We start from the raw sequence: 21,689 nt of genomic DNA on the forward strand, positions 1-21,689 counted from the left end.
CGGCGGAAGGCGATGCCCTCCCAGGCCCAGGGCGCGGGAGACGCCGCCGTCTCGGAGGCGGCCGGAGCGGCCTCCTTCTTCGCGGCGGCGGCGGGGGGCTCCTTGCAGGCGACGATCTGTCCGGCGGCGCTGCAGTAGTAGCGGTGCCCGTTGCACTCCGCCTCCCAGGAGACGCCGCTGGTCATCTCCGCCTTGTCGTTGGAGATCTGGATGTCGTCGGGCGCGCAGCCAATCAGGCCGGACGAGATGCTCCGGTACTGGGCCTGGGTGGGCCCGCAGCCCGTGGCTGCCAGGGACAGGGGAAGGACCGCCAGGACGGCGAGGACCTGGGAACGCATGACAGGAACTCCTACGGCAAGGAATGGGCGCGAACTGTACCCACGGGAGCGCGAAGCCTGACAAGCCCCCCTCGGGCGCCATCACGCCTCCGGCCCCGACGGCGGGGCGCCCGCGACCCGCACCACCGCGGAGCCATGCGTCCCCGCGGCGGAGCGTCCACGCCGCCCGGCTCAGCTCGCGCGCTTGCGGCCGCCCGTCTTCGTCTTGGTCCGCGTGGACGACTTGCTGGACGGAGACGACGCCTTCTTCCCCGCGCCCTGCTTGCCGCGCGACTTCTTGCCCAGGGCCTTGGACTTCGACTTCGTCTTCGCCTTGGAGGTGGCCTTCTTCGCGGCGGGCGCCTTCTTCAGCGGCGCGAGGATGGTGCCCCGGCACTTGGGCGAGCCGCACTTGCAGACGTAGAGCGACTCGGCGTCCGGGCCCATGTCCTCGGTGCGCTCGTAGGCGTAGTCGTAGACCAGCTCCTGGCCGGGCTCGATGTCGCGCAGGGCGTAGATGTAGATGTGGCCCTTATCGATGAGGGCCTCGCAGTTCGGGTCACACGAGTGGTTGATGTAGCGCGACTCGTTGTGGAGGGTGCCCGCATCCAGCACCCCCTTGTCGTCCAGGTTGAAGAGGAAGGTGTGGTGCCGCTCCATCGCCTCGTCGTCGTAGCGGCGGTCCGCCTCGTCCTGGGTGATGCGCTCGCCGATGTACTCGATGATGCGCGAGCCCTTGCGGATGCGGCGCGTGGCGAACGCTCCCGTGCCCTGGATGGAGGACGGGCGCAGCTCGAAGGGAATCGGCTTGGAGGAAGGAATGAAGGTGGGTGAGGTCATTCGGGTGGGAGCGGCCCGGGAGTTCACGAGAGCCAGGACGCTCCGTCAGCGGCGGTGTAGCGTGCCCGAGTCGGACTTCCGATGAAAGGCGCTCGATGATGCGTTGGTTGCTAGTCCTCGGTGCGGTGAACGCTTTCCTGTCCGTGGCGGCGGGCGCCTTCGGCGCGCATGCGCTCAAGGCCCGGCTTCCCCAGGACCTGCAGGTCATCTTCGAGACGGGAGCGCGCTACCACATGTACCACGCGCTGGGGATGCTGGCCGTGGGCCTGCTGGGGCTGGTCCGCCCCTCCCCGCTCCTGTCCGGCGCCGGGTGGGCGATGTTCGCCGGCATCATCCTGTTCTCCGGCAGCCTCTACGCGCTCGCGCTGTCCGGCGTGCGCGTGCTCGGGGCGATTACCCCGCTGGGCGGGGTGTCCTTCCTCGCTGGCTGGGTGCTCCTCGCCCTCGCCGCCTGGCGGACCACGGGCTGAAGACTCCCCGCCGTCACTCCCGAAGCGGCGGGGGCAGCGGATAGACGAGGTCCAGGTCGCGGTGGTTGCGCAGGCCACACGCCTCGCGCTGCACCATCAGGCTCCACTTCTGGTACTCGGCCTCCTTGCGCAGCTCCCGGTAGCGGGTGACGGACCGGACACGGTCCGCCCCGGTCTGCGCCCGCAGCTCGCGCTCGGTGCGCGCCAGCTCCGCCAGCAGCTGCTCCAGCTTGTCCCCAGACCGCCGCAGTCCGGAGGCCTTCTCCTTCTGGAACTCGGCCTCGACGGGCAGCAGCGCATTGACGCGGTCATTGCGAGCCATGGCCTCCATCTAACAATCCGCCCCGGCCCCCGCTCGCCTGGAGAGCGTGGCCTGCCCTCCTGCTCCTCTGACGGGGCAGTGGCCGCCGCCCCGCCCGCGCGCCATCATCCGCGGCCATGCGCGTCCTGTCCCTGTTCGCAGCCCTCTGCGTCCTGCTCGCGGCGGTCCCCGCCTCCGCCCAGACTCCGCCCGTGGCGCCGAAGTCCTACCTTCTGCGCCCCGCCCGCGTGTTCGACGGCGTCACCGCGAAGCCCCATGCGGGCTGGGTGGTGCTCGTCACGGGCGAGCGCATCGCCGCCGCCGGCCCCGAGGCCCAGGTGAAGGCCCCCGCGGGCGCGGAGGTGGTGGACCTGGCCGGCACCACGCTGCTGCCGGGCCTCATCGAGGGGCACTCGCACCTGCTCCTGCACCCGTACAACGAGGCGTCCTGGAACGACCAGGTGCTGAAGGAGTCGCTCGCGCTGCGCGTCGTGCGCGCCACCCACCATGCGCGCGCCACGCTGATGGCGGGCTTCACCACCGCGAGGGATTTGGGCACCGAGGGCGCGGGTGACGCGGACGTGGGCCTCAAGCAGGCCATCGACCAGGGCCTCATCCCCGGGCCCCGGCTGCTGGTGACGACGCGGGCCATCGTGGCCACGGGCAGCTACGGCCCCAAGGGCTTCGCGCCCGAGTGGGCCGTGCCCCAGGGTGCCGAGGAGGCCGACGGGGTGGACTCGCTGGTGCGCGTGGTGCGCGGGCAGATGGGCCGGGGCGCGGACTGGATAAAGGTGTACGGCGACTACCGCTGGGGCCCCAACGGCGAGGCGCGACCCACATTCTCCCTGGAGGAGATGAAGCTCATCGTCGACACGGCGAAGAGCGGCGGCCGTCCGGTGGTGGTCCACGCCAGCACGCCCGAGGGCATCCGGCGCGCGGTGCTGGCGGGCGCGGAGAGCATCGAGCACGGCGACGACGCCACGCCCGAGGTGTTCAAGCTGATGGCCCAGCGCGGCGTCTTCTTCTGCCCCACCCTGGCGGCCGGAGACGCGGTGTTGCAGTACCGCGGCTGGAAGAAGGGCGTGGACCCGGAGCCGGCGTCCATCACCGCCAAGCGCGCCAGCTTCCGCGCGGCGCTGGCGGCGGGAGTCCCCATGTGCGTGGGCGGGGACTCGGGCGTCTTCGCGCACGGGGAGAACGCGCGCGAGCTGGAGCTGATGGTGGACTACGGGATGACGCCCGCGCAGGTGCTCCAGGCGGCGACCTCGGGCAACGCGCGGATGCTGCACCGGGAGGACCGGCTCGGGCAGGTGAAGGCGGGGTGGCTCGCGGACCTCGTCGCGGTGGACGGGGACCCGACGCAGGACATCTCCGCGCTGCGCAAGGTGCGGCTGGTGATGAAGGGCGGCACCCTCCACCGCCGTTGAGGAAGCCTCACCCGCCTCCAGCCAGCCTGGCACAGGGAGGCGGAGCGCCCGCCTTCACCCGGGTGCGCGACGGGGCAACGCTCCGCCACGCCTCGCGCACCAGCCAGCAGCCCGCGGCCAATAGCAGGCCGTTGCGCAGCAGCAGCACCCCGGTGAACACGGGGCCGGTGCCCGAGTGCGTCGCGCCGATGTGGATGCTCCGGGTCAGGACCGCGGCCAGGAAGATGGCGGCGGGGGGCCAGCGGGAGCCGGACAGCAGCGCCAGTCCCGCCGCGCCCGCGAGCCAGACGAGGTACTGCGGGCTGAGCACGGAGTTGAGGACGACGAAGGCGGTGAGCGGCCCCAGCGCCAGCCGCGCCAGGTCCTCCACGCGCTCGGGCGCGCGGTGGCGCACGGCCCACAGCCCCACCGCCGCCGAGGTCAGCGAGCCCACCGCCCACACCCAGCGCGACGCCCGGTTCACCCACTCCGCCGCCGCGCCCTGCAGCTCCACCGCGGCCGTCGAATGGACCCACGCCACCTCCGGCACCCACCCCAGCAGGTGCGCGGTCCACAGGAGGGACGCGCCGAGCGACTCCACCTGGAGCCCCCGGTCCACGTGGAAGGACGCGAAGCCCCACCAGGGCCAGAACGCGCTCAGCGGCACCAGGGGCAGCACGCCCAGCGCCAACCCCAGCACCAGCCGCCGCGACGCGCTCCACCCACCCCGCCGCCAGCACACCGCCAGCGCCAGCGGCACCAGCACCACCGGGTACAGCTTCGTCACCACGGCCACCGCCAGCGCCAGCCCCGCCAGCAGCTCGCGCCGGCGCGACAGCGCCACCAGCGCCGCCAGGACGAAGGCGGCCGGAATGAGGTCGTAGCGCTTCACGTAGTGGATGCTCTGCACCCAGCTCGCCACCGAGTACACCGCCAGCGGCACCCAGGCGCGCGGCGAGCGGCCCCAGCGCCTCACGCCCTCCGACAGCAGCAGCCACTTGATGAAGGCGTCGAACAGCGTGAGCTGCAGGCCGAAGAGGGTGACGAACGCCTTCTGCGTCCCGGCCAGCCACGCCGCGGGGACGAACCACAGCAGCGCGTAGGGCGGGTACTCGAAGCGGAAGTCCTGGTTGGGAGTGGCCCCGTCCAGGAAGGCCCGCGCCGTGCGGAAGTACAGGCCCAGGTCTCCCGCGCGCGATGAAAAGGCATAGAGCGCAAGGGGCAGCACGCTCACGACGAGCGCCACCCAATGCCAGCGACCCAGGCGGTGCGAAGACGCGGAAGGAAGGGAAGACACGCGCGTGCACTCTGTCCGGAGCCGCGCGTGTTTGTCGAATCGGGAGCGCTCCCTCGCCCGCCCCGCGTCCGGCGGTACCGAGTCGAGAGTCGCCCAGGTCCCTGGCGCCTCATCCGCCCCCCGGCGGCCCGGTCGCTCAGGACCCTCCCTTCCGCCCGGGACTCAGGTCAGGGACAGGCGCTCGGGGCGCACCTGGAGGAACAGGCGCTCCACGTCGGCGCGGTGGCACAGGTCCGTGCCCTGGGACAGGAGCGCGCCGGTGCCCGACGCGATGCCCCAGCGCAGGGCCTCCTCGGGCGACTGGCCCCGGGCGAGCGCCAGCGTCAGCCCGGCCACGAAGCTGTCCCCCGCGCCCACGGAGCTGTGCGTCTCCACCGGCGGCGGCGTCGCGCGCACTTGCCCGTCGCGCGTCGTCAGCAGGGCGCCGTCCGCGCCCATGGACACGGCGAGAATCTCCGCCCGGCCCCTGGCCACCAGGTCGCGGGCCGCCGCCGCCTGGGTGGGCAGGTCCTCCACCTTCATGCCAGTGAGGTCCCTCAGCTCGCGCCGGTTGGGCTTGGCCAGGAACACGCCCTCCTCCAGCGCGGCGCGCAGCGGAGGCCCGTTGGTGTCCACCACCACGCGCACACCCTGGCGCTTCGCCTGGTGGGCCAGGCGGGCATAGAAGTCCTCCGGCACGCCCGGGGCCAGGCTGCCGCTGGCCACGATGAAGGCGGCGCCCACGGACACCTCGGCCACCGCGTCCAGGCAGCGCTGCCACTCGCGCTCGGACAGGGTGGGCCCCGGGAGGATGAAGCGGTACTCGCGGGCGCTGTGGCCCTCGGCCACCGTGAAGCTCTCGCGCGTGTAGCCCTCCACCGGAATGGAGCGGCGCAGCAGGCCCTTCTCCTCCAGCAGGTGCTCCAGGAGGTGACCGGTGGGGCCACCGCGCGTGTAGACGGCGATGGACTCGCCGCCCAGCTCGCGCACCACGCGCGCCACGTTGATGCCGCCGCCGCCCGGGTCCCTGCGCACGGGGCCACAGCGCAGCTTGTGCTCGGGAGTCACTTCCGGCACCGACGTGGCCACGTCGATGGCCGGGTTGAGCGTCAGCGTCACGATTTGCGGCATCTCGAACGTCCTCCAGTGCGGCGGCGTGAAGGGCCTGTCGTACCCGGGCCTGCTCCGCCAGACAACCGAGCGTCAGGCGGTATTCCTGCCTGGAAGACGACACCCCACCCCGCGCGTCACGTCGGTTCCAGTTGCCTTCACGGGTAGGCCCGCGAATATCCACGGGCCATGACACCGCCCCGCAAGCCCACGCGCGAGGAGCTGGCCGCCGCCACCGGCAGCACCATGCCGGACCTCATCGCTCCCAGGCTGCGCGTCCTCTTCTGCGGCATCAACCCCAGCCTCTACTCCGTGGTGGTGGGCTTCCACTTCGCGCGGCCGGGCAACCGCTTCTGGCCCACGCTGCACGCCGCCGGCATCACCCCGCGCCTGCTCAAGCCCTCGGAGCAGGCGGAGCTGCTCCCGCTGGGCTACGGCATCACCAACGTGGTGGACCGGGCCACGGCCACCGCGGACATGCTGGACGCCGCGGAGCTGACCGCGGGCGCGAAGTCGCTGGAGGCCAAGGTGCGGCGCCACCGGCCGCGCATTCTCGCCGTGCTCGGCGTGAGCGCGTACCGCACCGCCTTCGGAAGGCCCAAGGCCCAGCCGGGTCCGCAGGAGGAGACGATGGGCTCGACCCGGCTGTGGGTGCTGCCCAACCCGAGCGGCCTCAACGCGCACTACCAGCTCGCGGACCTGGCGCGGCTCTTCGGGGAGCTGCGCCACGCGGTGGACCTGGGGTGAGCGGGCGGACCGGGAGCGCGGCGCGGTGCCGGGCCCGAGCCGGCGCGACACGCGCAGACGCGGGCGCTCCAGAGCAGGCGCGGCTCAGCGGACGATGCCGGACTCGCGCGCGAACTCGGCGACCACGGGCTGGACGCGCGAGAAGGCGGCGGCGTTGCAGGCCAGCAGGCCGCGGTGGTTCTGCAATTCGGCGCCGTCGTACGAGTACGGGGTGCCGCCGAGGTCCGTGAGGATGCCGCCCGCCGCGCGCAGCACCGCCTCGGGCGCGCAGTTGTCCCAGCGGTAGCTCTTGCCGCTGGTGTGGATGTAGACGTCGGCGGTGGCCTCGGCGAGCAGGCCGCACTTGAGGCCCACGGAGCCGGACTCGCGCTCGCGGGTGATGCCCAGCCGCTTCGCCACCGCGTCCGTCAGCTTCGAGCGGTGCGAGCGAGACACGACGAGCCGCAGCTCGGACGGCTCGGCGACATCCGAGACGCGCAGCGCCCGGCGCCCGCCGTCGTCCTCGAGGAAGGCCCCCTGCCCCACCACCCCCGTGTAGAGCTTGTTGCCCACGGGCCGGTAGACGACGCCCACCGCGGGCTTGCCGGCGACGGCGAGCCCCACGTGGATGGCGAACTCGCCGTTGCGGTTGACGAACTCCTGGGTGCCGTCGAGCGGGTCCACGTACCAGCAGCGCTCGAAGCGCTTGCCGTCGGCGCTGTTGTCGGACTCCTCGGCCACCACGCCGTCGGAGGGGAAGGCCTTGCGCAGCTCACCGACGATGAACTCGTTCGCGCGCTCGTCGGCCTCGGTGACGGGGCCCATGCCGCCGGCCTTGTCCTGGACGGAGAAGTCGGTGGCGTAGATTTTCAGGAGGATGTCGCCTGCCTGGCGGGCAATGCGGCGGGCGGTATCGAGCTCGGTGTCGAAGGAGGCCATGTCGGAGGAACACTAGCGCGGGACCCGGAGACACGTGGGGCGAATTGCCACCGGCGGCGCCAGCAGCCCGCCTGAGCGGGGACACGCGTCTCGGGCCATGCGAGAGTCGCGCGCCCATGAGACACCTCCTGCTGCTCCTTCCGCTCGCCCTGGGTAGCGCGGCCTGCGCCTCCGGGCAGGACTCCCGTCGTGCCAGTACCGTGGACAAGGCTCCTTCCCCCCAGCCCGCTCCCGAGCAACAGCCCACCGCGTCCCTCTCCGTGCAGGAAGTCCGCGACGTCATCCGGGCGAACCGCGAGGACATCAGGGGCTGCTATGAGAAGCGGCTCGAGACCCGTCCGGAACTCCATGGGGTGGTGACGGTCAAGTTCACCATCGTCTCGGATGGAACGGTGTCGGAGGCCGCCGTCACGAAGACCACCGCCCCGGACGCCGAGCTGGAGGACTGCCTGGTCACCCGCGTCAAGACCTGGGCCTTCCCGCGCCCCGGGGATGGCAAGGTCGTCATCTCCTACCCGTTCACCTTCGAGCCGTCCCCAACGGGTCCATCGGCGCCCCGCCCGACCTCGGATTGAAGTCATGCCCCGTCCGGGAGCCACGGGCCGACCGGGGCTCCCCGGAAGGTGAGCGCGACCTGCTCACCGGGCCGGAACTCCGCCCGCGGCGCGGCTGCAATGGGAGCCAGCGTCATGTGCGGTGCGTGAAAGGGGGATGCATCCTCGGTGGGTGACACGTCCGGCACCACACGCCGGGCGCGGTCAGCGTGGGGCTCCGGCGTTTCCGAGGTTGCCTTGCCGGGCACCGGCAGGCGAATCATCCGGCGCGCCTTCACCCACGGGAGCCCCCATGTCCGTCACCGTCCGCCCCGCGAAGCCCTCGGATGCGCCCGCCCTGGGGCGCATGGGCGCGGCACTGGCCCGTCTGCACCACGAGTTCGACCCACAGCGGTTCATGCTGCCGGACGACGTGGAGGGCGGTTACCGCTGGTGGCTGGGACGTGAGCTGAAGAAGAAGGACGCCGTCGTCATCGTCGCCGAGCTGGACGGTGAGGTGGTGGGCTACGCGTACGGCCGCGTGGAGGACGTGGACTGGAATGCGCTGCTGGACCGCAGCGGCGGCTTCCACGACATCTGGGTGGACGAGAAGGCCCGGCGTGCCGGCGTGGGCGTGCTGCTCGCGGAGGAGTTGATGAAGCGCCTCGTGGCCCTGGGCGTGCCGCGCGTGGTGCTGCACACGGCCGCGAAGAACGAGCCGGCGCAGCGCATGTTCGCGAAGCTGGGCTGGCGCCCCACCATGGTGGAGATGACGCGCGAGGCGCCCACCAGCACCGGAGAGTCCGAGAAGTAGCTTGCTGGAATGGAGGCAGTGATGAGCATCTACTTCATGACTCCCAACAAGCGCGATGTGTGGAACCCGGCGAGCGTCACGGGGCGGCTCTTCTGCGAACAGGTGGAGTCCGTGGCTCGCTTGCTGGATGTCGAGAGCGGCCTGGGAGCGGTTGTCTCGGATGAGGTGGTGGTGAATGACGAGAAGTTCGTGTCATTCGTGCAGTCGTTTGCTGAGCGCCTGCTCCGGACCAGTGCCGAATCAGGGGCCTATCTCCTCCTGGAGGGCTGTTTCAGTATCGCGGGTGCGCTCGCTGTAAAGCTTGGCGCACGTCTCCCCGACGACGACACGATAGCCACCCTGGTCTCGGAGGGTCGTCGCATTGTCGGCTAGCGAGAACCGCGGGATGCTGTCATCAGCTCAGCGCCTGGCTCGCGTAAAGGTGGCGCCTGGTAGTCATTACCCGAATCGGTGGAGGACCAGGCACACGTCGTTCACCTCGTCCTTGATGAAATAGGTCCGCACAGTGTGGGTTCCAGAGAGACGTTCGAGGTAGCCCTCCACGGCGCAGGCGTCGTCGTAGTCCCCGGTTTCGATTCCCATCCAGGTCGCCGCGACCGAGCGGGGCATGGCGATGAGAGGACCTCCCGCGGATTCGGTCCATTCGATGCGAGTTCCTGACACGTCAGCCTCACTCTGCGCACCGCGGTGCTCCAGTGACCTCAAAGGGACATACCCGGCTTGTTTATTTCGGCCCCAGCATCATGAGTACCTCGGCAACTCCGTCCTCGTGCTGCGGGTTCTCCTGGGCCACCGTGCGGAAGCCACACTTCTCGAGGACGCGGATCGACCCGACGTTGTGGACAGCGACGTACGCATGCAGCGGACGAATCGGCTCGAGCACGAGGAACTCCGAGAGCGCCCGTGTCGCGATGCCCTTGCCCCAGTGCTCGCGACCCATCCAATAGGCGACGAGGCGCATGCCGTCCTGTTCCCAACTGCCGATGTACCCAGCGGCCGAGCCGTCAACGACGATGGTCCGGGTCACGTTCTCGGGGCGGAGAACCTTCGTGCGCCAGTGCGTCAGGAAGGCATCGCGTTCCCGCGACGGGAATGCAGCCATGCGCAGCGCGACTGCGTCGCGTTGGTGCTCGAAGAAGATGGGAAGGTCTTCATCTGTAACGTTGCGCAGGATCATCAAAAGGTCTCCGCGAGCCGAGTGACGAGCCGACTCTAGCCCCCATCCCCCGCCGGTGTCTCTGCTGCTCTGGAGCGCCACCGCTCCCGTCCTTACCGTGAGCGGGCCTCGCATGCATCGCGGAACTCATCGACAAGCGTCCAGAACAACTCCCACGCATCCGCGTCACTCTTGGCTGCCTCACGAATGGCAGCCACCGGCCCCGCCGATGCGCTCCAGCCTCTCGTCCGCGAGAGAAACGCGCCAAACTCCCGGTTGAAATCCGCGACTGGCTCACGAATCCCGTGGTGGTGCAGCGCCAGGGAGTATCCATTCAGAAGATGTTCCAGGCTCCGCAGCTGCGTGACACGGTGCGAATCCTCCCCGCCCACATACATGGCCGGCCGTTTTCGGATTTCTTCAAGAAGCTCGAATACGGATGACACCACTCCTCCTTTAAGTCTTGAGCCCACGCATCAATCTTGAGGCATGGACGTTTCCCGTCGGCAGAAGTAGGGGCCGATTCCGGCGGACATTTCGTGAGTGAAGGACATCGTCCAGGAGAGGTCCGGCGGGAAGACGTGGACGTCCTGGTTGAGCGAGAAGAGGTCCGGCAGCAGGTTCGCATCGAGCCTGCCCGCGGGAAGTGCCTCACTCTCCGGAATCACCAGGAGTGAGCCTGGCCGCTCGAGTGAATAGGCGTGCCGTGCCTTGGAGCCGCTCAGGCCATGCGTATAACCAAAGCTGAACACGTGCCAATCATGCCTCCCGTGTTTCCACTCTCCCGTGGCCTCATGGAGCGCTGACGCGTAGACGCCTCGCCACTCCTGCATCCAACGCCAACGTTCACGGCGCGGCACCTCCGTGAAGGTACCGCAGCGGGACAAGGCCGAGACGAAGTCCATCACATTCATGCATCCACCTGGCTGACCAGTAGCTCCAGTTCGCGACCACGCGCGCGCCGAGCTGGCCCGAGTAAAGGCCACCGGCAGGATTCGCAATGCCAAGGCCGCGGGCAGGGCCAGGCGCGGGGTGGACGTGGAGGTCGTGGCCGCGCTCCGAGCCGAAGCTGAAGGAAGGCCTCAGCCGTCCTCCTCAATCTGAGCAATATGAGTCTTATACCTCACGAGGGGGAGGTGATCCCCCAGAGAGGTGTCTCAAGAAATCCTGGGGCGGAGGAGATGCCATCACTCCTCCACAAGGTCCTGCGTCCCCCTCAACGCCAAAGCGTGGACCTTTCCCTGGCTGGGCATGTTGTCTGCTCTGGGTGAGCCTCTACATGAAGCCGAGGCACGCCTCCTGGTACTCGAACGTCCCTACCCCCCTCCCTTCATCCAAATACGCCTTTACACTTCCGTAGGGGACATTGGGCGGAATGTCTACCGCCACCAACCGAGGGAGGTCACTCACCTCTGATGCGCATCCCATCCGCTTCAGCTCACCCCGCACCCGAGGAACGTCACTCTCGCTAGCCATCCAGAGTCGAATGGTACTGTGACCGCTGGCCCGAACCAGCTCCGAGTGCCACAACGTACCGTCCGCCGCGTTATTTACAGAAACAACATCCCCCAAAGCGAGCTCCTTCGCATAAAATGGGATATTATCTATTGCATACCCATCTTCTCGCTTCACAGTCCACATCGTCTCGGTCTCGATGTTGCCCGAAGAGTTTGTAAACGGGAACCGAATCTTCACACGTGCATTCATGGCATGGTGTCCGACTTACCTAGGTTGCAGCCGCGACAGAGGACTTGGCCATTCGACGGTGAACCACCTCCTCCTTGGCTCTTGGGAATGAGGTGTTCGCGCTCTGGCTGGTTCAAAGGCGGTGAGACTCCTCGTTCGCTCTTCTGTCCTGGCACCACTTCTATGCCACATGTCTCGCACTTTTTGACACCACCATTCTTGGCGGCCTTCTCTGCGTCAATCTCCCGCTTCCCGGCGGGCGTGAAGTCCATCCCCCGACATGCATCCACCTGGCTGCCCCCTTCCGAGACGTGGTGCCCAGCGCATCAGGAGCTGGAGCGCGCCACCGGCACCATCCTCCCTAGCCTGGGCGCCACGAGGGACCACGCTGTTGAGCCTCCCGCCAGATCTCGCCTGGAGAAGCCTTCAAGTCGCCTCCGACGCCCTCAGTTCGCCCGCAGTCTGCGCAGCCACCTCGGCCTCGGCACCCACCCGCATCACCGTCCTGCGAGCCCACGACGCCGATCTGAAGACCATCGCCAAGCACCAGCAGGTGGCGATCTCCACGGTGCACCAGCGCGTCAGCACGGCCGTGCAGCGCCTCCGCCATCAGGCACGCAGGCACTACCTCGACTACAAGCCGCTCCGGCCCATGCCATGCTCACCGCCCTCACCGACTAGCTCCAGTCCGCGACCGCGTGCGCGCCGGCCTCTCCCAGGTGAAGGCCATCCGGCAGCACGCGCAGCGGCAAGGCCGCGGGCAGGCCCCGGCGGGAAGGTGGACTTGGATGCGTACAGCCCCCCGGCTGCAGGCACGAAGCCGGAGGAAGATCGCGGGCGGGCTCAAGGTCTAGACGGGCGGGCGGGCTCAGTCATGGAGGAGTGAGAGTCGAAACACGAGTTGGTCGAAGTTGGGGGGCTCTGACGGTCCGTCGCTGCATCGAAACCGCCAATGAGTCCCGCCCTCTTGTTCGACGAGAAGCCCAGCATTGCCGGTCCAGTTCTCCACTGTGACGCTCCCGTCAGGCCAAAAGCGCTGGTAGACATTCCAAACTCTCAGCAGACCAGCTTCGGACTTGTACGGATACGCGACAACATCTTCGAAGCGTGGATCATGCCACGTCCGCAGGGTTTGCACCCGCTCGCCGCCGGAAAGACAGATTTGACCTCCCTCTGCCTTCACGTCGACGCCCTGCGAAGGAACTCGAGACTCAGACAGGAATTCGAGTCGAAACCGGCCCTCATGGGGAACAGCGAGATCGTAGCTCGTCCACACGGGACGACCGTTCCACATGATATACTTCGGTCGGGTCGTCCTGTCGGGGTGCGCCTTGACGTGACGGAGCATGGCGGTCTGTATGTCGATCCCGTCCGCCCCGTAATCCTTCATCTTTTTATCCCTGCTCATTGTCCTATCGCTTTTTGAGGTGTCTGTGAGGGTCTACTGCGACGTGATCAGCGGGCCATCGGGGCACCACCTTCGTACCGCCCTCTCTAAGAGGAATGGGTTCGTGTGAAAGTTCCATCGTCTCCAACTCGCCGTGCTCATTGACGCGTTGGGGACCTCGATAGCCTCGCTCCCTGATCTGAACTCGCTCCGCTGCGGTCAGGCCCGACTTTGGATCATCAGCAAGCTGCCTCCAAGCTTGTCGGCGTTGCGCGTCGGTAAACGTGTTGGGCGACGGCGGATTGGTCGGGTCGGAGACAAAGCGGCCCCGCTCGTCCCGGATTCGTCCCTTTGCGCCCCCGGAGTTGGGCTTCAGAAACCTGCCATTATGTGCATCGGATGCGTCCATGAAGGCCGCAACGGCCAAGTTGAACTGGGAGGGACTCTGCCCGGCCAGGGACAGTGTGTGCTGCATGGGGCAGTCGCATTCATCGCTCCCGTAGAAGAGGATTGCTGCCATCACCGCTGCGCTCCACGCTCCCGCGGATTCCCAGCTCGATCTGAACTTGGAAGCGAGCCCTACAACACCATTGTTAATGTCTCTTTGGACATTCAGGTAGGCGTCCCGACCCGAGTCAAAGGCCCTTGTAACGAAGGATGCGAACTCAGGGGACATCATCCATCTGCCCTGGACTTCCATGGTCTCATGACAGGACCCACCCCCTTCCCACGTTCGGCACATTCCGCCATTGCTGACAGTTATACTGCCAAACGTGCCGCCTGGAGTCGCATAGCCGCCATACCAACTGTCGTAGACGATGACGGGTAGTTCATTGGTTTCGAAGCCCGTGGGGTCCGTGTAGCGCAGCGGGTTGTTGAGCACGTAGCTGTAGCGGTTGAGCATCTGGCTCACCCGGGGCCCCACCATGAGTGGGTCCGGGCTGAGGAAGCGCCCCAACCTCGGGTCGTACATCCGACCCTGCATGTTGATGAGACCCACCTCCTCGTCGTGCTCGTGTCCCGTGAAGCCCTGTCGCACCCGGACGCCACCGCCACGCGTTTGCGGACTGCCCAGGGCCTGCGGGTGCCGCCGTCCACCAAAGGGCTCGTACCGCATGCGCTCGAAGACGGCGCCCGCCTCGTCGGTGACGGTCTCGACCGAGCCCAGGTGGTCCGAATGCAGGTAGAGGACCTTCCGCGCCGTTACCTGCCCCCCTGCGTCCACGGCCCAGGAAACCTGGGCCGCCGGCCCCTCTGCTCCCAGGATGTTGAAGGCATGCACCGCCGCGCCAGACGTCGTGCGACGCACCTCGTAGAGCCCGCCGATGTACACCGTCACGTCGCCACTCGACGACCGCTTCACCGTCCTACCGTTCAGGGCGTCGTAACGGAACGTCAGGCTCCGGGAGCCTTCGCTGATGCGTGAGGGCAGGTTGAAGGGCGTGTACTCCACCGTGCGCCCAGGCGCCGTGAGCTGGTTGCCATTGGCGTCATAGGTATAGGAGCCCAGTGACGAGCGGGACACCGCGTGCGGCCCCGCGCCCCCCGTGCCCTCGTAGAAGTAGGAGAGGCTCTCTCCCACCCCGTAGCGCACCGTGCGCCCCAGCAGGTTGCCCAGGTCGTCGTAGCCGTAGTCCACGGCGGTGGAGCCGCAGTTCTGGAACGACGTCCAGCTCTTCAACCGGTCGAGCGTGTCGTAGGTGAAGTCCTCGGTGGTCCGGCCCAGGCGGTCATGCCGGCTGCGCAGGTTGCCGTTGGCCTCGTACTCGTAGGCCAATGCCTGCCGCGGCTGCGCGCCCAGCTTCGTGTCGATGAACAGGGACCGCCCGCGTGGGTCGTACCGGCGCTGGCTCACCACGCCGTTGCCGAAGGCCTCGGACGTCAGCTGCCCCAATCCGTTGCGCCCCTGGGCCCGCCAGTAGAAGGTCCCGTTGGACAGGTCCTGCACGGACTCCAACGCACCCCAGGGCTTGTACTGGTATTGCACAGCGAGCTGCTGTGCCCCCACCCCCGGGTACGTCAGTCGGCGCAGCAGGCCGTAGTCATCGAACGTCCGGGAGACGGTGGACGCCTCACCCTCCACGTTCCAGGTCTCGCTCTCGGGCCGACTGAGCGCATCGTAGGTGTAGACCACGGTGATGTCGTCGAGGCTCGTGCTGGGGTCACCCTCCTGGGAATGACTCAGCAGCATTCCAATCTTCCCGACCGCGGGCGTGGGCTTGTCCCATGTGAAGCGGGCGATGCCCATCCGGTTCGTCCGGGTCACGACGCGGCCGAGCAAATCTCGCTCGTAAACCGTCGTGTCACCGTTGCCGTCCGTCTCGTAGGCGACCTCGCCAAAAGGGTTGTACTGGGTGATGGTGGTTCCGGAGTCCGGGTCCTCGCGCCGGGTCTGCCGGCCGAGCCGGTCATAGCGGTACCGGGGCCCCTGGCCGTAGCCGTTGGTCACCGATTCGAGCAGTCCGAACGGGCCATAGGTATAGGTCGACACCACACGGCGGCTGCCCAGCACGTCCTCGGTGCTCTTGACGCGCCCATGGGCGTCCATCCAGCTCACCACCACGTTCTGCTTCTCATCCCAGGCGGTGCGCTTGTTCCCCTCGTACTGCCAGGTCTGACTCGTGCCATCCGGATAGACCGTCCCAGTGGACCGGCCCAGGTTGTCGTAGTCGAAGAAGGTCGCCACCTGCCCCTGGCCCGTGGGTGAAGGCAACCACTGCATACTCAGCCGGCCCAGAGGGTCATATTCATTGGTGCTGACGACCGCCTCTCCGCCGAACCCCCGCTTCCTGACGCTCTCCGGGCGTCCGAGCCGGTCCAGCGTGGACACCACTTCCTGCACGCCATCCACCGCCGCCGAGATGCGCTGACGGCGCGTCACCGCGAGCGAGCACGCGGAGCCGACCGGGCAAGCGGTGTAGCTGAGGGTGGTGTCCCCCAGGCCCGGGACATCCACGCTCCGCAGTCGCCCGAAGCCGTCGTATTGGTTGCGGGTGGTGAGACCATTCTCGTCCACTTGCACGGCAATGACGCCGAAGCCCCCGTGGTGCGCGAGGCTGACCGAATGGCCGAGCCCGTTGGACATCACCGCCGGCCAGGTGCGGTCCACGGTGTCATAGGTGATGTCGCTCGTCCGGGGCGGCAGCCCCGCACCGGTGCGGATGATTTGATGAACGAGGCCATCCGGGTCCCGCAGGTACGTGGTCACCACCTCCAGCAGCGCATCCCCCGGCTCCACGGTCTCCGTCGCCATCAGCGCCGTCCCCGGCTTCCAGGTACGTTCCCGGGTTCGCGTGACGGAGACACCGTCGACGGTGCTCGTCTGACTTTCCAGGCGGGGCAGCCCGATGAGCCAGGTCAGCGCGTCATTCTGGTACTGCACCGTCCGGGTCTTCACCTCCGTGCCGAGCGTCTCCCGCTGCAAGGTGGGGTTGCCGTAGGCCCAGTCATGCTCCCACTCGATATCCACCCTCCTCAGCAGCCCCACGTTCGCGGGCTCCGACAGCAGCCGGTCGTAGACCTCCTCCGTCGCCGTGTCCGGCAGAACGGTGAGAACGCTGCCCCCGGCCACTCCCGCGCGGAGGCGGGTCTCATAGACGACGGACCGTGTCTGCAGATGGAGACGCCCCCCCAGGGTGACCGTCGCCACTTCCTTGAGCGCCTTGCGAATGTACGGGTAGTGCGTCCCCACCCGCGTGTGGTTGTCGAACTCGGTGCGCAGCGTGGTGCCCGCCGCCGATTCACTGACCGTCGTGGCGGCGAAGCCCAGCCAGCCACGCCCCTGCACGTCCACGCGTCCATCCTCGTAGGTGTACTCACGAACCCGCTGGGAATGCCCCACGCCGGCATCCGAGCGGTGCGTGGATACCAACCACCGTCCCCCGCGCAGGCAACGCTGCGGATAGGAGCACGTGGTGCCAGGCGTGTAGACGGCCGGGTCCACCATGGGCTTGTAGGTGAACTGGACCTGCGCCCCGAGCGAGTCCGTAATACGCTCCAGCAGCCCCGAGGCCTGCCCCATGCGCTTGTACAGGCGCAGTGAGCCATCGACGACCTGGGCCAGGTCTGTCAGCCCATCGCCGTTCACATCGAGAACCTGGGAGAGCTTGTAGCCTCGCGCCGTCGCCTGCCCCAGGGGAAGCGGAAGCGACCGGGGAACGAAGCCCGTGCCATCCGACTGGAGCACCACCAGCCCGGAACGGGTGCCGCTCCTATCGTCCATCAACAGCAGGTCCTGCCGCCCGTCCCCGTTGTAGTCGAATACGCGGATACCATTGTCCTTCGTGAAGGACCCCAGCTTCGCCGCCGTCGGCAGGCTCACCAGGTACGGTGCGGCGAAGCCATTGCCGGTGTTGACGAGCACCTGGATGTCGCCGCCTGTCGTCGCGGCCCTCAGCGCATCCGGCAGTCCATCTCCGGTGATGTCGGCGAAGATGTATTGCTTCTGTGAGACGTCCGTGCGGACGAGCGTCGTCTCCTGCTTCTGGAAGGCACCGTCGCGCCAGGTCACCTCCCAGTAACGCTTCCCCACCGTCTCATAGCTCCCGGGCAGCCCCGGGTAGTTCCGCTTCTCGACGATGAGCACACTGGACTTGCTGTTGCCGTCCAGGTTGACCGCCATCTGCGCGTTGTCGTTCAGGTCGGAGACGTTGATGGCCTGCGCGGCTTGCAGGCTGCCACCCACGTTGGGACGGTAGCTGAGCTGCATCCGGCCATCCGCCTGCCGGATGACCGCGACCAACTCAGGGTACCCATCACCCTGCAGGTCCGCGTACCAGAAGTTGCCGGTCCGCCCCTCGTCACCATTGGGCATGAACAGGTAGCCGGAGTTCCGGAAGTGCTTCAGAGAGTTCGGGGGACTGGCCGAGCAGCCATCCCATTCCAGAAGGCTGACATCGATACGACCATCCAGGTTGATGTCCGCCCAGCGGCCATCGTGACCCGCCAGCGCGTCCCAGCACAGCCGCGGAAGGCCTGCGGTGACCTCAGTGAAAATCTGGCCCGACGCGGACATGAACCGCATGGTCCACTTGTAGTACCCGGTGTCGCCATCAGGCTTGCGGTAGACCAGGTCATCCACCCCATCCCCCTGCAGGTCCACGGGGTTGAGGAGCCAGAATCGTGATTGATAGTCCGCTCCCTGGGTCAGGTCCGTGAGGCCCGTATCCACCGCTTGGAAGTCCGTCATTCCCTTCGTCCATTCGAAGGTGATGGGGCGGACACAGGCGCCGGCGCCGTCGCACTCCTGGAAGGACTCCAGCAGGCTGAGGCCGCTGAGCGAGTCCTCCACATAGCCGAGCCGATAGGAGCGAACGAGGCCCACCGCGATGGGATTGGGCGCCCTGACGCGAATCTCCTTCAGTCGCCGCCCGAGCAACATCTTGAAGCCGGCGATATGGCCCACGAACCTGTCGGGCCGCGCGACGTATTCGAAGTCGATGAAGCGCGTGGCGGGCATTCCAGCTCCCACCGAGGACGCGGTGTATTCGATGCGGTCCAGCGTCTGCTCGTAACCCGAGTCCGGCGTGTCCTGGTGGACCGTGTAGTGGAAGGTGATGGAGTTGCCGCTGCGGTCCTCCACCTTGGCCAGTGACCAGCCCAGCCGGTTCTCCCGGCCGTCCAGCGTGGTCTCGAATTGCTCGTCGTACAGCGGCGCGACGCGGACCCGCTGCCCCGAAAAGGTCGAGTTGTGGAGCAGGCCATACGTCAGGATGCGGCCGTTCTTCTGGTAGACGCGGAACTGGCGCGGCCCGTTGGCATCCGCGTCCAGGGAGACCACCTTCGAGAAGCTCTCCACCTCCGTGCGATACTCGGTGTTGGAGGCGCCATGGGCCCCCTGGACGGCCACCAGGCGCTGGCCATCCAGGCAGAAGGCATCCGCCGACGTGAAGGTGACGGGCTCCACCTTCCCATCCCTCGCGGGCGTCAGGCCGCAGCGGGAAATCTGTGAGGCGGCGGAGATGCCCCACCCGAGCCCGAGGGGCCCATTGGCTCCGGTGCTCTGATAGTTCAGCGACAGCTCCGGCTGAACACCGGCGCGCCCCGCGGGCAGCCACAACGGGAGCGAATACGTCGCCGCGCCGTCCGGGCTCACACCGGACTGCCCCGTGGTCAACCCCGCCACGAAGCCATCGCTGCCCTTCTCCGTCGGCAGGACGGTGTCCGCGGGCGCGTCAACCGCACGGCCCTCGTTGCGGCCCAGCGGCTGCCGCGCGGTCTCAGGCCCCTCGGCCGTCGGACCGCAGGAGCCAGCGGCCAGCGCCACGCCGCACAGGATGAACAGAAGCCTCTTCACGTTACGCCCTCCCCCGAGAGCCTGACTTCCAGACTGGATTCGAACTCCGCCATCACCACGGGCGCTCATCGCGAGAACTGCCCGGACGCCTCGTCCGAGCCCTCCGTGAGGTCAGGAGGGCCTCCACAGTAGCCCTGCTTGCAGGGATACTCTGACGAGCACGTGCCACAACTGATCTGGCCACTGCATCCGTTGGACACGCTGCCGCAAGTCCGTCCCCCGCACGCCTGAGCCCGGGTCATCGGAGTGCAACCACACACGTTGGCCCTGCCACCACCACCGCACCACTGAGGACTGGTGCAGCTGCCGCAGTTGTACGTGCCCTGGCAGCCGTCGGACACCGTGCCGCAGTTCTTCCCATTGCATGCGGCCGCTTGAGTCATCGGCGTGCACCCGCACACGTTGGCCGTCCCACCGCCGCCACACGTCTGGGGGTTGGTGCAGCTGCCGCAGTCGTATGTGCCATGGCAGCCGTCGGACACCGTCCCGCAGTTCTTCCCGTTGCACGCGGCCGCCCGCGTCATCGGCGTGCACCCGCACATGTTCGCCGTTCCACCGCCGCCACACGTCTGGGGATTGGCGCAGGCTCCACAGTTGACCGTGCCACCGCATCCATTGGACACCGTGCCGCAATTCTTTTCATTGCACACGGCCATCTGCGGCAGCGGAGTGCAGCCACACATACCGGGCGTCCCGCCCCCTCCACAGGAGTCGTAGCCGGTGCAGAGGCCGCAGTCGTACGTGTTTCCACACCCATCCGTGGCGGGGCCGCAGTTGCGGCCCACACACGCGGTGTCTCGTGCCACCGGAACACAGCCGTCACCCTGGCCGCAGACATTGGGCGCTCCACCCGCGCCACAGGACTGTCCCGCCGGGCAGGTTCCGCAGTCGAGCGTCCCTCCGCAGCCATTCGGCACCTGCCCGCAGTTGAGCCCCAGCTCCGCACACGTCAAAGGCTGACACTGACAGGACAGCGAGTCCGAGCGACAGACGCCGTCCTCGTCGAACCGGCCGTCACAGTCATCGTCCAGGCCATTGCACTGCTCGGCTGAAGGGGTGCACGGCTCCGAGACTGCCTGGACCGGACTCGCCGCCAGCAAACACAACAGAAATAGCCCCACCCTCCCCAACCGGGTGGGACGCAAGGAACCAACATGCATATGTAAAACTTCCCCCTCTACGACAACGAAACTTCTGAACCTCAGAGGCTTCTGCAATTCAATATACGGAAATTCGGGGCGCATATAGAGCACAGCCCAACGGATTTGTCAGGCATCTCTGACGTTTCCCTTGCGAATCCCACCTGGCACATCAATTCGCGCCATGCCGTACGCGCAACCGACATCCCCGCTGCCGCATGGCTCCGGGAGGCATGGACACGCCAACCAGCACGGAGAGAAGAGCGCCCGATGGAGCAACACCCCGCGTGGCAAAGCGGTAGTGTGCCCGCGAACCCCGCCCCTGCGCCCCTGGAGGCTCCTACCCGTGTTCAACGCCGACGTGCTGCTGGAGAAGGCCCCTCCCCGGCGGCGGGCACTTCAGGAAGTGGCCTTCGTGTTCCTCGCCGTCTTCGCGCCCTCGGTGGTGGGCGGGCTGGGACGGTGGGCGGTGGTCGCGGTGGGCGTCGCACTCCTGGGCGCGGGCCTGTTCCTGCTGCGCCCCCGGAAGGAGGACTGGGCCGCCATCCTGGCGCTCATCGTGGCCCTGGTCGGAGCGTGCGCGGGCGTCTGGGAGCTCGCTGGCGCGGAGAAGCCAGAGGGCCTCTCCCTGTCGATGACACCCCTGTCCATCCGCGCGCTCGGCATGTGCCTGCTGGTGGCGGTGCTGCTCTGGCGCGACGGTCAGGGCCCCGCGCAGGTGGGCGTGGTTCGCGAGGGCTGGCCCCGGGAGCTCCTCGTCAGCCTCGCCGTCATCGCCGGCACATATGTCGTGCACATCGGCGTGGCGGTGCCGTTGGGGCTCCTCGCCATGGCCTTGAAGCTGACGGGCGCCGAATTGATGGCTCGCAAGGACGTGGCCAAGGCGCTCCTGGAGACGAACCTGAGCGTACCCGCGTTCGCCGCCATCATGCTGGTGGTGACGGGCTTCGAGGAGTTCGTCTTCCGCGCCTTCCTCGTCCCCCGGCTGCGCGTGGTGCTCGGCCGCTGGGTGCCCGCGGTGCTGGCCGGTGGCGTCCTCTTCGCCGTGGGTCACTTCTACGAGGGCGTCATCGCCGTCTTCCAGACCTTCGCGCTCGGAGTCTGGTTCGGCTTCGTCCTCCTCTACCGGGGACGGCTGCTCCCGCTCATCATCGCCCACGCGACCTTCAACACCGTGAGCTACGCGCTCATGCTGTTGCTGGCCCGCTCGGGCTTCCTGGACAAGCTGCCGACCCCGTGAGCGGTGGCCGCGTCAGAGGATGTTGTCGTCGAAGCCTCCGCCCCAGTCCCCGCC

Annotated in this window: 20 protein-coding genes; 7 read left to right on the forward strand and 13 right to left on the reverse strand. The window is 67.8% G+C overall.

Going from position 1 to position 21,689, the window contains the following annotated elements:
- On the reverse strand, positions 1 to 338 hold a 338-nt coding region (locus HG543_RS34800), incomplete at its 3' end, for a hypothetical protein (protein ID WP_211194366.1).
- Positions 339 to 509: 171 nt separating this feature from the next.
- Positions 510 to 1,157: an SET domain-containing protein gene (locus HG543_RS34805; protein ID WP_169349226.1), complete on the reverse strand. Its 648-nt coding sequence runs from the start codon at positions 1,155 to 1,157 to the stop codon at positions 510 to 512.
- 95 nt (positions 1,158 to 1,252) lie between these two features.
- Between HG543_RS34805 and HG543_RS34810 the strand changes: the two genes are divergently transcribed.
- Positions 1,253 to 1,627: a DUF423 domain-containing protein gene (locus HG543_RS34810; protein ID WP_169349227.1), complete on the forward strand. Its 375-nt coding sequence runs from the start codon at positions 1,253 to 1,255 to the stop codon at positions 1,625 to 1,627.
- A gap of 13 nt (positions 1,628 to 1,640) precedes the next feature.
- Here the strand turns inward: HG543_RS34810 and HG543_RS34815 are convergent, their stop codons facing one another.
- A complete protein-coding gene (locus HG543_RS34815) occupies positions 1,641 to 1,949 on the reverse strand; it encodes a hypothetical protein (RefSeq protein ID WP_169349228.1) in 309 nt (102 codons plus the stop codon).
- 116 nt (positions 1,950 to 2,065) lie between these two features.
- On the opposite strand from HG543_RS34815, the gene HG543_RS34820 reads away from it, so the two are divergent.
- Positions 2,066 to 3,355, forward strand: coding sequence for a metal-dependent hydrolase family protein (locus HG543_RS34820; RefSeq protein WP_169349229.1), 1,290 nt, complete (start codon positions 2,066 to 2,068; stop codon positions 3,353 to 3,355).
- A gap of 7 nt (positions 3,356 to 3,362) precedes the next feature.
- On the opposite strand, the gene HG543_RS34825 is transcribed toward HG543_RS34820, so the two are convergent.
- Both HG543_RS34825 and HG543_RS34830 read right to left on the reverse strand, forming a co-directional pair.
- The gene (locus HG543_RS34825) at positions 3,363 to 4,631 is read right to left on the reverse strand and encodes a glycosyltransferase 87 family protein (RefSeq protein ID WP_343073515.1); all 1,269 of its coding nucleotides are present in this window, start codon (positions 4,629 to 4,631) and stop codon (positions 3,363 to 3,365) included.
- 162 nt (positions 4,632 to 4,793) lie between these two features.
- Positions 4,794 to 5,741 carry a 1-phosphofructokinase family hexose kinase gene (locus tag HG543_RS34830; RefSeq protein WP_169349230.1) on the reverse strand — a complete coding sequence of 316 codons (948 nt, stop codon included), beginning with the start codon at positions 5,739 to 5,741 and terminating at the stop codon, positions 4,794 to 4,796.
- Between the two features lie 225 nt (positions 5,742 to 5,966).
- On the opposite strand from HG543_RS34830, the gene mug reads away from it, so the two are divergent.
- Complete coding sequence (gene mug, locus HG543_RS34835) at positions 5,967 to 6,467, forward strand: G/U mismatch-specific DNA glycosylase (protein WP_169349243.1); 501 nt, start codon at positions 5,967 to 5,969, stop codon at positions 6,465 to 6,467.
- Positions 6,468 to 6,551: 84 nt separating this feature from the next.
- Here mug and HG543_RS34840 read toward each other — a convergent pair whose 3' ends face one another.
- Entirely contained in the window at positions 6,552 to 7,385 is an 834-nt protein-coding gene (locus HG543_RS34840; protein ID WP_169349231.1) for a 3'(2'),5'-bisphosphate nucleotidase CysQ family protein, read from the reverse strand.
- Positions 7,386 to 7,501: 116 nt separating this feature from the next.
- On the opposite strand from HG543_RS34840, the gene HG543_RS34845 reads away from it, so the two are divergent.
- From HG543_RS34845 to HG543_RS34855, 3 genes are all read left to right on the forward strand, one after another.
- Positions 7,502 to 7,960 (forward strand): AgmX/PglI C-terminal domain-containing protein, encoded by a 459-nt coding sequence (locus HG543_RS34845; RefSeq protein ID WP_169349232.1) that lies wholly within the window; start codon positions 7,502 to 7,504, stop codon positions 7,958 to 7,960.
- 271 nt (positions 7,961 to 8,231) lie between these two features.
- Positions 8,232 to 8,732 carry a GNAT family N-acetyltransferase gene (locus HG543_RS34850; protein ID WP_169349233.1) on the forward strand — a complete coding sequence of 167 codons (501 nt, stop codon included), beginning with the start codon at positions 8,232 to 8,234 and terminating at the stop codon, positions 8,730 to 8,732.
- Between the two features lie 21 nt (positions 8,733 to 8,753).
- A complete protein-coding gene (locus tag HG543_RS34855) occupies positions 8,754 to 9,104 on the forward strand; it encodes a DUF6086 family protein (RefSeq protein WP_169349234.1) in 351 nt (116 codons plus the stop codon).
- Between the two features lie 66 nt (positions 9,105 to 9,170).
- Here the strand turns inward: HG543_RS34855 and HG543_RS56535 are convergent, their stop codons facing one another.
- The 7 genes from HG543_RS56535 to HG543_RS34890 form a co-directional block, all read right to left on the reverse strand.
- Entirely contained in the window at positions 9,171 to 9,395 is a 225-nt protein-coding gene (locus HG543_RS56535; RefSeq protein WP_343073516.1) for an Imm21 family immunity protein, read from the reverse strand.
- Positions 9,396 to 9,456: 61 nt separating this feature from the next.
- Positions 9,457 to 9,909 (reverse strand): GNAT family N-acetyltransferase, encoded by a 453-nt coding sequence (locus tag HG543_RS34865; RefSeq protein WP_169349235.1) that lies wholly within the window; start codon positions 9,907 to 9,909, stop codon positions 9,457 to 9,459.
- A gap of 92 nt (positions 9,910 to 10,001) precedes the next feature.
- A complete protein-coding gene (locus tag HG543_RS34870; protein WP_169349236.1) occupies positions 10,002 to 10,334 on the reverse strand; it encodes a hypothetical protein in 333 nt (110 codons plus the stop codon).
- Positions 10,335 to 10,364: 30 nt separating this feature from the next.
- Complete coding sequence (locus HG543_RS34875; protein ID WP_169349237.1) at positions 10,365 to 10,802, reverse strand: DUF4275 family protein; 438 nt, start codon at positions 10,800 to 10,802, stop codon at positions 10,365 to 10,367.
- A 361-nt stretch (positions 10,803 to 11,163) separates the two neighbouring features.
- A complete protein-coding gene (locus HG543_RS57050; RefSeq protein ID WP_169349238.1) occupies positions 11,164 to 11,595 on the reverse strand; it encodes a DUF4265 domain-containing protein in 432 nt (143 codons plus the stop codon).
- Positions 11,592 to 11,846 (reverse strand): HNH endonuclease, encoded by a 255-nt coding sequence (locus HG543_RS57055; RefSeq protein WP_169349239.1) that lies wholly within the window; start codon positions 11,844 to 11,846, stop codon positions 11,592 to 11,594. The genes HG543_RS57050 and HG543_RS57055 overlap by 4 nt, the downstream gene beginning before the upstream one ends.
- A 1,140-nt stretch (positions 11,847 to 12,986) precedes the next feature.
- Positions 12,987 to 19,256: an RHS repeat-associated core domain-containing protein gene (locus tag HG543_RS34890; protein WP_169349240.1), complete on the reverse strand. Its 6,270-nt coding sequence runs from the start codon at positions 19,254 to 19,256 to the stop codon at positions 12,987 to 12,989.
- Positions 19,257 to 20,741: 1,485 nt separating this feature from the next.
- Here HG543_RS34890 and HG543_RS34895 point away from each other — a divergent pair.
- Complete coding sequence (locus HG543_RS34895; protein ID WP_343073517.1) at positions 20,742 to 21,635, forward strand: CPBP family intramembrane glutamic endopeptidase; 894 nt, start codon at positions 20,742 to 20,744, stop codon at positions 21,633 to 21,635.
- Positions 21,636 to 21,689 lie beyond the last annotated feature (54 nt).

Origin of the sequence: Pyxidicoccus fallax (assembly GCF_012933655.1) — a bacterium.
GTDB classification, from domain to species: Bacteria; Myxococcota; Myxococcia; order Myxococcales; family Myxococcaceae; genus Myxococcus; species Myxococcus fallax.